Here is a 12,561-nt window from a genome sequence, read left to right as displayed (position 1 = left end):
TCCAGGAGGTTCGAAAGTTGGTGGATCTGGTCGGCGGGAGCTTCCGGGAACCGGGGGAGGGGACCCCCGGGTACGTGCCCGGCCTTCCCAGCGCCAGTAGCCGTGACGCCCTGCGGCTGGTCTGGTGGGCCGAGCGCGGGTTTCCGCACGGAGCGGGGCGGGGGAGCATGCTCGAGCGGGCGTTCTCGGCGTTCCTCGCTGTGGCGGGGTGGCCGTGCACCCCGGTGCTGCTGGTGGGAGTGGGTGGCCCTGCGCCGTCGGGGCCCGGTACTACCTGAGCCTTGGGGCGGGACGCGGCCCTGGCCGTGGTGGCACGCCGGGACGGCTGGCACGTACAGGAGCATCTCTGCTCCGCCGGGGGATCGGTAAGGGCCGACGCTGCGGGAGCGGTTGGTACCGATGCTGCTGGCCGCTGCCGACGAGCACGGGCGTCACCGTCCAGACCCCGCCCGCCAACCGTGCCTTGGCCCAGCAGCACGCCGAGTAGATGCCCGGCGTCTCGATGCTGGCCGCGGCGGCATCCGCGGCCAGCACCCTCAGCGGCGTCCGCTACTGCGGCCCAGCCGACCCGCCGTCTAGCGAGGTTTGGCTCGACACCGACAAGCTCGTCGATGAGTTCGGCCAACTAGGCGCGGTCTCACCGTGCAGGAGCAGGAGGGCGACGCCGGGCAGAAGCGTGAGGTTGCTTGGAGTGTCCGGGGCGGTCAACTCATGCCCGGCGCCTGACGGCGGCCCTGAGGATGTGAGGTGCTGCCATGACCAGAACCTGGCCAGCGACGAGGCCTGCGCGGAGGCGCTTGGCGGCGACGAGAGCAGCCCGGTACTCGTTGTGCGCCTGCGCCGAGATGGCGCCGCGCGAACCGACGGGCCTGCCGGACCGCAGCATCCATGCGCGAATCGTTGCGGCGTCCGGATACATCGAACCCTTCACCTGAGCCTCCTTCAGAAGCGCAACCCCGAGATCTCATGTCGACCTGAGGCCGCAGCACCGTAGCGCCTGTCCCCGGCAGGCGGTGGGCGTTACGGGGAAGCCCACCGCCGGTGTCTAGAACGGCCGGAGACGCGGCCGTCGCACTGCGCAACGACGGCGTCTGCTGTGGCCTAACGGGCGCGGCAGCCGTCCTCGGGGGTGGGCCGACCGCCTGGACCCGTGCACCGCCTTCAGTCGTCGGGGTTGGCTGCCTCCCGGCGGTCTCTGGCGTCCCGGTGGAACGTGATGGGGCAGTGGTCCAGGACGCGGTTCGCGATGATCTGGAAGAAGTTGTCCGGGGACAGGTTGGGTGGCACCGCGTCCTGGCGCAGGCCGATGGCGGGGAGTTCTGCGAGTCGACGTTCGAGCTGGGTCGGGGGGAGGTCGAGCGGCAGGAGGACCGCCTGGTCTTCTGGGTCTGGCTGCACTACTCCCGCCGCCACCAGGGGGTTCTCCTCGTCGTCGTCGTCCTCCGGGGAGGTGGGCCCTGGCAGCTCCGGGATGATGAGGGCGACCGCGTCGTAGGCGTCGTCCTCACGGCCGAGCTTGCCGAGCAGGTCGATGATCCAGTCGGCCGTGGCCTTGTTCTCCGGAGCCAGGGCGGTCGAGCGCAGCGCGTAGACGAAGCCGAGCGCGGCCTGCGGGTGGCGGCTGCGCAGGTTCTTGGCGTCGCCGTAGCTCTCCTCGACACGGTTGGCGGCGTTCTTGCCGAAGGAGGAGTCCATCCGCTTGGTCGAGATCATGATCTCGGGGCCGGTGCGCCAGGCCGACATGACGACGTCGACCTGCTTCACGTAGTTCTTGCCGAGGATGTTGGCGCTGGCGCCGGTCTCGTCTCTGTAGGTCTTGCCTGAGGCGAGCATCTCGTCCAGGACCTTGCGCTGCTTGGCGGTGGCCAGGGCCCGCATCGCGACCAGCGTGGAGGGCAGGATGCGCGGTGGTTCAGCGCGGGGCCAGACGAGGTCTGGGTCGAAGCCGGCGCGGCGCAGCTCGTAGGCGGTCCACACGTCCAGGGCCAGGGCTGGGACACCGGACTGAGAACTGGCCGACTCTTTCCCGGTGGCCTCGTCCTTGAAGAGCAGCGGTACGCCGAGGAGACGCTGGAGGGTGGGGTAGTCGGCTCGGTACCGCGGCTGGCCCGCACCGTCTGTGTGCCAGGGGTTGCTGTACCCGGGCGTGCTGGCCTGCCGGACGATCTCGTCGTAGAGGGTCCAGGCCTCCGCCTTCAGCGACTGGTTGCTCATGCGCGTCGTCCGCCGCCAACACCGGGGGTGCGGTCGTTGAGCGCTGCTCGGTCCTTGGGGCCGGCGCCGCGGGCGCGCCTGCGCTGGGCGAGCACGACGTAGGCCTCCTGCAGCGCAGCCAGCTGCGCCCTGTCCACGCCGAGGCCGTCCGCGAGGAGGACCTGGTCGACCAGGCGCACCGCGTCCAGGAGGCGCCCGGCCCGCAGCCGCGCGGTGACCTTGTCGCGCACCGCGGTCAGCTGGGGACCGACCGCCTCGACCTGGGCGGGGGAGGGGACGGGCAGGTGGTCCGCCTCCCGCGGTTCGAGCTTGAGCATCCCGCCGCCGTAGGCGCGGCCCACCACCTCGGCACCGAGCAGGGTGGCGCTGTTCAGGGAGGCCAGCGGCAGCAGCCGACGCCCGACGTCACGTGCGTCCGGGTGCAGGTAGACCCCGTGCACGCTGTTGAGGTGCCGGGCGCCGGCGGTGTTGGTGGTCAGCCGGGCGGTGTCGGAGTTCATGTAGGTCAGCAGCAGGTCGGCCGGTGCCAGCAGCGGTACCCGCCACCAGGGAGTCCGGACCTGGCACTTGTAGGCCAGGTGCACCTCTTGCGCCTCGCCCTGGGCGATGTAGGCGGCGCCGGCTGCGCTCGGCCGCCCCGAGGGTCGGAACAGCAGCGTCCGGGCGTCCGCCTCGCCGAGGGCGGTGCGCATGGTGCTGGTGAAGGAGAGGCCTCGCAGGTGCCGGCTGCCCGGCGGGGACAGCGGCAGCAGCTCCTCCTTCGTCAGGCCGAGGCTGCGTGCCCGGGCGGGGCTGAGCGCGAAGAAGGAGTTCGCACCGGTGACCATGCCGAGCGTCGTGTCGCCCCAGGCGTCCAGGGTGGTGAAGCCGGCTCCGGTGACTACGTGGGCGTAGGGCGCGGCCGCGGCCGCGGGCAGCAGCGCCGAGGTCCACTTCCCGCTCGTCGTGGCGGGGGTCCAGGTCGACTCGTGGCCAGCGTCGAGGTCGGAGAGGTCGTCGGCGCCGTGGACCTGCAGGAGCTCGCAGTGGTCGGTGCCCCCGGTGCCCTCGGCGAGCAGCAGCACGACCTCTTCCAGCACGCCAGGGAACACGCGCTCGGTGAACAGGACCAACCGCACCCGGCCGAAGCGGCGCATCAGGAACTCGCGGACCTGCGCGGCGTAGTTGACCGACAACAGCTCCGCAGGCAGCACCAGCCCCAGGCGGCCGCCGTCCTTGAGGAACAGCGCGGAGTGCACGGTGAACGCCGCCCAGGACGACGCCAGCCCGGTCAGGGACACCCCCGCGCGCAGGGCCGCGGCCCGCGACGCGGTCCGGCTGAGACCCGAGAAGTCCTGGTAGCGGATGTAGGGGGGGTTCCCGATCACGGCGTCGAACGTCGCCGACGGCTCGACCGCGAAGAAGTCCCCCCCGCAGACATCGACCTCGCCCGCCCCGGCAGCGCGCAGGTACTGCCGGGCAGACTTCGCAGACGCTGCGTGCAGCTCTACCCCGGCGAGGTCACCGCGCTGTGAGCTGTCTCCGTCTGCCGCCAGGGCGGTCTGCCGCTCCAGCGCCGCGAGCAGGAACGCCGCCTCCCCGCAGGAAGGCTCCAGCACCCGGTCGCTTGCCTGCCGCACCGCCCACCGCGTCACGTACTCCGCCACCGGCTGGGGCGTGAAGAACGCCCCCCGCGCCTTCCGCAGCCCCGCGGTGTCCAGGTCCAGGGCTGCATCCATGCTCACCCGGGCATCCTGGCGCATGACACCGCCCACCCACCGCAGCCCCCTCGGCGTGGGCCGTGCTGAACAGGTGCGCTTGAGGACGACTGCGTCTGGCGACAGATCTGGTCTCGACGTGACCAGGGTGGCCGGTAGCGCCAGGGCAGCGGCTGCGGATGGCTGACGTCGGCCGCAGCCGCCTGCCTAGCCAGCGACTCCACCCCCCGCCAGGATGAGATGACGCACTGAGCGCCGAGTTGGCGAGGGTCAATGTCGCGCTAGCGCAAGTTCCCTAACATCTATGGTTTCTCCTCAGTCACTCCTGGACGCTACTGCTTACTTGCGAACAACAGAAGGGACAATCGTGCCACGACTAGCAGACTCCGGCGGCCAAGCGAACGGCCGATTTTGGTTGCCAGACTCGGATGACGACACCCTAACTGGCCGACTTGACGTGTCCCGAGACTGGCCGCGGTTGGAGGTTGTCGGCGAGTTAACACCGTCCTTGCGGTTCATCGAGAGTAGCGCTAATGGCGTGACCGCTTGGGGGCCAACTCCAATGGGGAACGAACGGGATCTGGTTGTGCACGGGAAGTTGCTCGGCGGGTACGGGCGCGTGACCCTTATAGACGCGCAGACTCGGCTACGCACGAGTGACATGTTCGGTTCGCTCGCTAGCCAAGTAGTTGAGGGCCGCTACGCGTTGCTTGGCGGTCTCATCGACTCGGCGCAATATCGGTTCGACGCTGCTCGGCTGCGACTGCACCAGCTCGATCAGTGGGTCGGGCTCCCTGGTCTTTTGGTCGAAATATCGGACGATCACCAAGTACACATCAACTACGAGGCACCTGAGTCGATTAGGGTCGCCGTGCCGGGCCTGAACGCGGTTCTTGAATTTGAAGCGTCTTGGACTGTTCCCAGCCCAACTTGGTCTGGCGCTAGCGTTGGAACAGATACATGGCTCGTCTGGCGTGCGCCTGAGGGGCGGACGGTTGAGCAGCTCTTCAGCGACGTTGTAGCGCCCTTTACGGCACTCTTGAGCATGATCTTCGGTGAAGAATGCCCGCCGCTAGAACTGCGGGTCCATGACCCAGAGACCGACCGCTGGCTGGAGGTGCACAGTCCTGTTGTGAAGGCTGAGGCGCCGACAGATACAGGGACCCCGCTGCTGAGCTTTGAGGACTTTGGTTCCGAGGCGCTCGTGACCTGGATTGAGCAGTTCGCAGACTTGGCACCTTTGCCTCAATTAGTCGCGGGAGCTGCGACTTCACCCGGCCGTGCGGTGGAAAGCCGACTCTTAGAACTCGCTGCGGCTGCCGAGGGATTGCATCGCCGCATCCATCGCGATCAGCGCAGGTATACGGCTCATGAAGTTGAGGAGGGCGCCAGATTCCTGGACGCTCTAGCGTCTGATGCAGATTTCGGAAGCGCGGTAACGAGAGTACTTGAGGAGGGTTCACACCCGGACGGGCAAGACGCGGCCACGCCGGGTATCCGTCTTCGGCCGGAGATCGCGGGGATGCTGAGCCATGCCTTGGTGCAATACCTCTGGGAACCTAGTTTTCCGCAACGGCTTGCGATGCTGCTAGGAGAGGTGAGCGGGGTACTACCGGGAGTAGCCGGCCGACAGAACCGGTGGAAGGCAGCCGTCGTGAACGCCCGCGTCGGCTTCGCGCACTCGCTTAGCAGCAACCCGGCTGAGGACGATGTCCGTAAGTGGGACGTGCTGGCGCGGTCTCTCAGGTGGCTACTTACGGCGAGACTGTTCCTGCATGCTGGGGTGCACGTTGACTCGCTGCTCAGTGCCTTCGAGAGGTACGAAAGCTACTCAAACTTTCTTCGGGGAGCACGGAAGTCGTATCCGCGTATATACGACAAGTAGGGTCGACGGCCGTTGACGCTGACTGCTTGCATGACGGTGCCACGCAGACTGTGCCGTCGACGTGCTAGCCGCTTAACTGTCCCCCTAAAGGAGGGCTGACCAGAACTCGCGACGCAGGTCGCGGGCTGTCTCGTCCCGTGTGGGAACCCCGCGGCTTCGTGCCTGAAGGAGCAGGTCTTCCTACATGAAGTGGGGCAGGCGAGGTCGTCGGCGACGGCCATGAGCTGGGCGCCTGTCTCGTCATAGCCGCAGCGGTGCACGCTGCGGTAGGCGAGCAACAGCTGCTTGACCTCGCTGCCGGTAGAAGGGGCTGCAGCGGGGCGGCTGGATCGGTCCTGCAGCCCGGGCGGCCGAGTACAGCCAATCCGCGGACCGTCTCGGGTGGCCGGGTCAACATTTTACTGCAGCACGTACGAGCTGACTTTCGTTACACCTCGAACTTCGTCCGCCGTTACCTGGTACAGCGACTCGCGGGGTAAGCCCCGTATGCGGCTCCACGACTCATGCGTATAGTCACTCCATGGCCGACGTACAAGAGATGCAGAGTCAACTCGAGGATCAGCGTCGGAAAGTCGATGTTGATGTGTACACGATCACTGTGCGCGAATTGCTAGCCATGGCAGACGCCGGGGAACTGCACCGAGCGCCTGAGTATCAGCGAAAGTTCCGCTGGAATGAGGAGGCCGAGTCCCGACTTATCGAATCGCTCTTATTGGGCTTGCCTGTTCCTAACCTGTTTTTCGCTACTAACGCTGACGGCACGTGGGAGGTAGTAGACGGCCTACAGCGCATCTCCACGCTAATACACTTTGCAAGTAAATCCGCGAAGCAAATGCAGGAGATCAAGAAAGATGCTCCGCTCGCCCTTACGGGCCTCCGTAAACTTTCCGAGTTCAACGGACTTACCTTCGACGCCCTCCCCGCCCCAATTCGCATGAATTTCACGAAGCGTGGCGTGGGAGTAACCGCGTTGTCCGATAAGAGCGACCCCCAGACTAGGTTCGACACCTTTGAAAGATTGAACAGAGGTGCGGTCGCTCTTTCGGACCAAGAAGTCCGCGCTTGCATATACGAAGGACCTTTCAACTCTCTTTTGCGTGAGTTGGCGCTCACGGAGAAGTTCTCAGCGCTATTGAAGTTGCAGGAAGCCGACGAGAATAATGCCACCCGCGAGGAGCTGGTCCTCAAGTTTTTCGCGTACTTAAACAATCGGACCGCCTTCAGGGGTGCCGTTGGCAAGTTTCTGAATGACTACATGGAGGCAAACCAGACCTCGTTCGACGTGGACTCAGGCAGGAGTCAGTTCCTTCAAGTTGTTGAAGAACTAGCGAGGGTGGTAGGCGGCCGGTTCCTGCGCGTTAACACGAATGTGACGCCAAAGAATGAACTCGAGGCTGCGATGGTCGCAGCCGCTGAGGTCCTTGCAACCGCAGGTACTCTGGTTAACCCTGGACCAAGATGGCTTGACGACCGGCCTCTTGTAGATGCAAGCACGGGCGCCACGAATACGGCTCGCAAGTTGAACGACCGCATCAACAGAGCGAAGGACCTGCTCAGCGGAAGCGTCCAGGCCGATCTTGCCTAGTGCACTTCCGGTGCGAGCTCCGGCATCACTCTTGGAGAACCAGCTGGAGCGGTTCTCCCAGAGAGCGGGACGCATCCGGCAAGATCTGTACTACTGCGACGTGAGTGCCCCGAACCACGCGACCCGCGAGCTGCGCGTAGGGGTACGCGCAGCCGCGTATGTATACACTGCCGCGGCATTAGAAGCTTTAGTCAAAGATTGCGTTACGGGCCTGCTACAGCAACTGAACACTAAGACTCTTAGCGCGGGTCAGCTGCGACTTAGTCTTCTATCCCTGATTCGCTCACCTGACTTTGACGCACTTAGGGATGCCAGCGGAATGCGCATGTGGGTACGGCGTGCCGCCACGCTTGAGTCCTGTCAGGATCAGCACCAAGAACTGTTCAATCTAGCTATTCTCCCGCTCGATGGGAGGACAATTCGGTCGGGGCACTTCGAGTCTTTATGGAGTATCTTTGGCTTCGAAGGCGACCCGTTGCCGTCCGCGAGACACAAGTTGGCTTTGAAAGATCTGGCCGACGCAAGAAACGATCTGGCTCATGGTGACGTCGATTCTCGTGAGATAGCCGGAAGGAAAGACGTCACTTCGCTGCTGCGTCTCGTAGCGCAGATCGAGGACTGTGCGCTTCATCTTGTCGCCGCCATCGACAGTTATTTAGCGAAAGATTTGTACTTAAGATAACATTTGGTATCGCGCCCTGCACTATCACGACCCGGTGCCCGGCCTGTCGCGACGCGTCCTAGCTCATGCTGAGCCGTCAAAGGTTTCGCGGAAACGGACGTGTGCGAAGTCGGGTGTCGGCGGCGGATCACCCCGCAGCGTCCGCGCCGTTCGAGGGCCACGACCACAACGAGCGTGGCCCCCGCTGCCGTCCGTCCCCGCTCCACACGTGCCGCCAGGTCTGGGGGCAGGTGCGGACGCCCGGGCTGGCTCGTCCCGGAACTGCTGCCCGAATTTGTGTCCACGGGCTGTTTGCTCAGTTCGGACGGTTCCGCTGCACCGCCTAGGCCGTCCCAGTTCCTTGGAAGTGGGACGGGCCCTGCAGGTCCTCGCGGGTGGCCGGGACCACCGGGGTGGGGTGTCCCAGAAGCAAGGTCCACAACTGTGTCTTGTAATGGCGGCCAGATCAGAGGCTGGCGCTGCTCGGGGTCTGCGCTCCGCGGTGGCCGCCTCGTCGCCGGACGGTAATTTGTACTGCGACGCCGTCGGGGCCGGGGGAGCGGGGGCGCGGGGGCGCTGCCCGTAGCCGCCACGACCACCGGGTGACGAGAACCTCGTCGTGCAGACAGACTTCACGTATGGCCCGATGCCACCCGCGTACTCGATGGGCTGAGCCTCGAGGTCGTCTGACTCCGTCGCTCAGGACCTTGACCTGTCCGCTTCTCGTGAGCCTGCTGGTCCTGTGTGGGTGCAGTCCTGAGCCGGGTGGCATCCGGCTTCGCAGCGGCAGCAGCGAACTGTCCCCCTGCGAGGGCGTCGACGCGCTGACGCAGACCGTCGTCCCGGTCGCCGACCTCGGCGACTACCAAGAGTGCGACCTCGCTGGTGCGAGGCTGCGCTTCCCTACCGGTGAGCTTCTCGAGGTAGGCGAACCCGGTGGCAACGGGTCACAGGAGAGCACGAACGTCGACTACCGGATCGGGTACACCAACTGGGGACCGGACGGCGTCGCCGCCTTCGTCGAGGAGGATGGCCGGCTGACGATCTGGGGAACCCGCGCCGGGATACGGCAGGAGCAGCGCGCCCAGCTCCAAGACGATCCAGACGACGCGCCCGGTCTCGAGCTCTAGCAGGACGCAGGGCCGCCGCGAGGGCCCCTCGCTCGGGGACGGTCGGTCCATCGGTCGACCGCCCCCCGCGGGCATTGCCGTGTCCTGTAGGTGGGCCGGAACCGGCCGCCCCTCGGGGGAGTCTGACGGGCATGTCGCGTCGTCGAAGCGTCCTGGCCGCGGTCGCGCTGCTGCTGATCGCGGGGTGCGGGGGCGATCCCGGGTCGGCGGTTGGGTCGGTGGGCGGGTCGGGTGCGACGACGGGTGGGTCGTCGGGCGCCGACCCGGGCTGGCGCTGGGAGTCCTTCGGCGGGATCGAGCTGCAGGTGCCCAAGGAGTGGGGGAATGGCACCTCCGGGGTCGCCGGGTATGGGGCGTGGTGCGCGGACCGCGGGGGAGGGGCTCCCAGCCCGGGCGTCAACCGTGGCCCGCTGGCGCTGATGCCGGCCATCGCGTGTCCTGAGGACCGGCCGGCCGACAGCTACGCCGCCGGCGTGGACCTGGGGACCTTCCCGCCCTTCGCGCGGCGGGAGCTGGCCGGCAGCTGGGCGGTGGAGGCCGTCGAGGTGGCCGGCGTCTCGGTCGCCGTCACCTCCGACGACCCGGAGCAGATGGCGCAGGTCACCGCCTCCGTGCGCCCGGTCCAGGACGGGATCGATGTGCACGGCTGCCCGGTGGACAGCGAACTGCGGCAGGAGGGCTCACGCCCCGTCGCGCGGTCGGGCCCGCCCGGGGTACCGGGGCCGGCGGAGGTCGTGGCGGTGTCGGCGTGCCGGTACCTGCTGCCCGGCTCGACCGAGGACCTGCCCCACCCGCTGCTGGCCTCGACGTTGCTGCAGGGTGCCGACGCGGCCGCGCTCATCGAGGAGGTCGTCGCGGCCCCGCCGGGCAGCGGGCCTGACGACGACAGCAGCTGTGCCGCGTCGACCCGGCTGGGGGAGGAGCTGGTGGTGCTGCGCGTGGACGACGGCACCGGCGTCGACGAGGTCCATGAGGTCGTCGTCCGCTATTCCGGGTGCGGCGGCCACGGCGTCGACGACGGCACCACCGCACGACGGCTCACCGGGGGACTGCTGCAGCAGCTGTTCGTCGGTCCGCTCGCGCCCACCACGCTGGCCGGCGTGGTCGCCCGCCTGACGTCCTGAGATCGCAGGGGGATGTTCAGCTGCCCTGCAGTGGGTGGTGGCCCGCTGCCGTGCTGCCGTGCAGAGGGGTGCCGGTCGGCGAGGGCTCGGCTGCTGCCCCAGCACCCGAGCTGCCCATGGCGACGGGTCAGGGGAGTTTGACCTGACGGCGGAAGCCGGCGACCGCACGGTGGCTCCGCCAGCCTGTGACGGCGGCGGCGGGGAGGGCAGCGGCGTAGAAGACCCAGAAGCCGGCCGCGACCGCGAGGCCGAGCGTGGCGAGACCGACGACCATGGCCGGCGCGAGCCACACCGAGGTCGACGAGCTCCAGCCGGTACGGCCCCACCGGACCACCACGCCTATCGACACCAAGGCGAGGACGCCTCCGGCCAGTCCCAGGAGGGCACCAATCACGACCGAGGCGGTGAGCACGGTGACGAGGGTCTCGTCGAGGACGGGACGTGCCCCGGGCTCGAGCAGCACAGCCCCGAGGCTCGCGGCGAGCAGGACGCACGGGGCCAGGACGGCGCCGGCCAGGGGACCCTCGAGCAAGCCCCTGCCGACCAGGCGCAGGCCAGCCTCGCTACGACGCTCGTCGCGGTACCGGTGCCCGGCGCCGGGGGGACCCACGCCGATGAACCTATCCGCGGGAGTCTGTCTCGGACGGTCGTCTCGGGGCAGCCGCGTGGCCTGCACCCGTCGCCGCGCAACCCACCGGTCCTGGAGAGGAAGCCATGCAGCCATCACCTCGGGACAGCCGCCTGACCATCGTCGTGGCGGCCGTCCTGGTCACCCTGCGCCTCGCAGGCCGGTGTCTGGTGGGTGCGTTCCTTCGAGGCCGGCTGTCCGCGCATCGACCCGGACTGCGGTCTGGCGATGGGACGGACAGGGGCGGCAGTGGTCGCGACGGCCCTGACGCTGCTGACTCTCCTGGCGCTGGGGGTGTCGGCGTACTTCGCCCGCCCCGGGCGGCGCACCAAGGTCATGGTGCTGTTCGCAGTCCACGTGATCGTCCCCCTCTTCGCGGTCGTCTTCACTCTCTCCTCGACCGGCTTCGTCGTCCCCGCCTGACGCCGCACGAGCACCGACCCACGACCCACGGCCCACGGCTCACAGCCAGCGTCGGGTCGGGGTCCCGCAGCAGGGGCACATGCCGCACACGCTGGTTCGGCTACGCCACGGAAGTGGGGTCGCCATGGCCCGGACGACCAGGTCAGCCCATCCCGAGACCCGCGTCCGCGGTCACTGCGCCCGGAGCGGCTCCTCGCGCAGGGCCCGGTACACGGTGGCCCGGGAGACGCCGAACCCGGCGACGAGCTCGGAGATCGACTCACCGCCGTCCCGCAGCGTGCGGATCTGCCGGGCCTGCGCCTGGGTGAGCTTGGCCGGTCGGCCGGTGTGCTTGCCGCGGGCCCTGGCGGCCGCTCGGGCCGCGGCGGCTCGTTCGTGCATGAGCTCGCGTTCGTAGGCGGCCAGGGCGGCGAAGATGCCGGCGAGCATCCGACCTGTCGCGGTGGAGTAGTCGATGCCCTCCCGCAGCGACCGGAGCAGGACGCCGGCCTCGGTGAGGGTCTCGATGGTCCGGATCACCCCGGACAGGGAACGGCCGAGCCGGTCCAGGGCGACGACCACGACGACGTCGCCGGCGCGGACGTAGTACAGCAGCGCCGCCAGCCCCGGGCGGTCCTCGCGGGCCCCGGACATCTGGTCGGTGAAGACCCGCTCGCAGCCCGCGGCGGCCAGGGCGTCGCGCTGCTGGTCCAAGAGCTGGTGGTCGGTGCTAACTCGGGCGTACCCGACGATGGTCACGTCAGGACTGTCGCAGAAGTCGGCCCGACGACATCGACGGACACGCGACTTTCGGACCGACTTGTGAGACGACCAGCGCTCAAGCTCCGTCTAAGCGGGGACCGTCTCACGGCGGGCGTCTCAGAACCTTGGTACTGAGACGACAGCATCAAGCAACTGCTGGTGTCGGGTGGGGGAGGGGTGCCCCGTTCACCGCCCCGTTCCCGGTGACGACGTCCGGACGGGTCTGCTGGGACGACGGCCGTCAACGTCGACGTCGCCGTGCTGCTGACCTGCATGGTCGTCAGTAGAGGGTCGGCTACTGGGGCGGAGCCTTTGGCTCCCGAAGGACGTTCGACGTGTGGCCCGGCTGTGTCTGCGGATGGCCTCAGACTGGGCGGCGGCACAGGAGAGGGCTTGGTGCAGCCGAGCGCTGGGTGTGTCAACCCGAACTGGCCCCAGGGTGGCGCCTCGAAGTGGCCCCACCGAAGGAGACT

At 67.8% G+C, this 12,561-nt stretch carries 11 protein-coding genes; 6 read left to right on the top strand and 5 right to left on the bottom strand.

All coding sequences use genetic code 11. The annotated features are described in order from the left end of the window. Nucleotides 1-709: 709 nt before the first annotated feature. From WCS02_RS05545 to WCS02_RS05535, 3 genes are all read right to left on the bottom strand, one after another. Nucleotides 710-931, bottom strand: coding sequence for a hypothetical protein (locus WCS02_RS05545; RefSeq protein ID WP_340290845.1), 222 nt, complete (start codon nt 929-931; stop codon nt 710-712). 230 nt (nt 932-1,161) lie between these two features. After that, a complete protein-coding gene (locus WCS02_RS05540) occupies nt 1,162-2,214 on the bottom strand; it encodes a hypothetical protein (protein ID WP_340290843.1) in 1,053 nt (350 codons plus the stop codon). Beyond that, the gene (locus WCS02_RS05535; protein WP_340290877.1) at nt 2,211-3,932 is read right to left on the bottom strand and encodes an N-6 DNA methylase; all 1,722 of its coding nucleotides are present in this window, start codon (nt 3,930-3,932) and stop codon (nt 2,211-2,213) included. The genes WCS02_RS05540 and WCS02_RS05535 overlap by 4 nt, the downstream gene beginning before the upstream one ends. Nucleotides 3,933-4,215: 283 nt before the next feature. Here WCS02_RS05535 and WCS02_RS05530 point away from each other — a divergent pair, with 283 nt between their 5' ends. The 5 genes from WCS02_RS05530 (at nt 4,216) to WCS02_RS05515 (ending at nt 10,296) form a co-directional block, all read left to right on the top strand. Beyond that, complete coding sequence (locus WCS02_RS05530; protein WP_340290841.1) at nt 4,216-5,796, top strand: ApeA N-terminal domain 1-containing protein; 1,581 nt, start codon at nt 4,216-4,218, stop codon at nt 5,794-5,796. A gap of 520 nt (nt 5,797-6,316) precedes the next feature. Continuing rightward, nucleotides 6,317-7,381 carry a DUF262 domain-containing protein gene (locus WCS02_RS05525; protein WP_340290839.1) on the top strand — a complete coding sequence of 355 codons (1,065 nt, stop codon included), beginning with the start codon at nt 6,317-6,319 and terminating at the stop codon, nt 7,379-7,381. Between the two features lie 10 nt (nt 7,382-7,391). Further along, on the top strand, nt 7,392-8,063 hold the full coding sequence (locus WCS02_RS21160; RefSeq protein ID WP_422665413.1) for an MAE_28990/MAE_18760 family HEPN-like nuclease: 672 nt from the start codon (nt 7,392-7,394) through the stop codon (nt 8,061-8,063). Nucleotides 8,064-8,767: 704 nt separating this feature from the next. Further along, nucleotides 8,768-9,172 carry a hypothetical protein gene (locus tag WCS02_RS05520; protein WP_340290837.1) on the top strand — a complete coding sequence of 135 codons (405 nt, stop codon included), beginning with the start codon at nt 8,768-8,770 and terminating at the stop codon, nt 9,170-9,172. A 131-nt stretch (nt 9,173-9,303) separates the two neighbouring features. After that, nucleotides 9,304-10,296 carry a hypothetical protein gene (locus tag WCS02_RS05515; protein ID WP_340290835.1) on the top strand — a complete coding sequence of 331 codons (993 nt, stop codon included), beginning with the start codon at nt 9,304-9,306 and terminating at the stop codon, nt 10,294-10,296. 127 nt (nt 10,297-10,423) lie between these two features. Here WCS02_RS05515 and WCS02_RS05510 read toward each other — a convergent pair whose 3' ends face one another. Beyond that, the gene (locus WCS02_RS05510; protein ID WP_340290833.1) at nt 10,424-10,906 is read right to left on the bottom strand and encodes a hypothetical protein; all 483 of its coding nucleotides are present in this window, start codon (nt 10,904-10,906) and stop codon (nt 10,424-10,426) included. Nucleotides 10,907-11,152: 246 nt separating this feature from the next. Between WCS02_RS05510 and WCS02_RS05505 the strand changes: the two genes are divergently transcribed. After that, nucleotides 11,153-11,347: a hypothetical protein gene (locus tag WCS02_RS05505; RefSeq protein ID WP_340290831.1), complete on the top strand. Its 195-nt coding sequence runs from the start codon at nt 11,153-11,155 to the stop codon at nt 11,345-11,347. 171 nt (nt 11,348-11,518) lie between these two features. Here the strand turns inward: WCS02_RS05505 and WCS02_RS05500 are convergent, their stop codons facing one another. After that, on the bottom strand, nt 11,519-12,085 hold the full coding sequence (locus WCS02_RS05500; protein ID WP_340290829.1) for a recombinase family protein: 567 nt from the start codon (nt 12,083-12,085) through the stop codon (nt 11,519-11,521). Nucleotides 12,086-12,561: the final 476 nt, after the last annotated feature.

Origin of the sequence: Aquipuribacter hungaricus, assembly GCF_037860755.1 — a bacterium.
Classification (GTDB): Bacteria; Actinomycetota; Actinomycetes; order Actinomycetales; family JBBAYJ01; genus Aquipuribacter; species Aquipuribacter hungaricus.
Note: the sequence above shows the minus strand (reverse complement) of the source record. Positions and strands in the feature narration are given on the sequence as shown.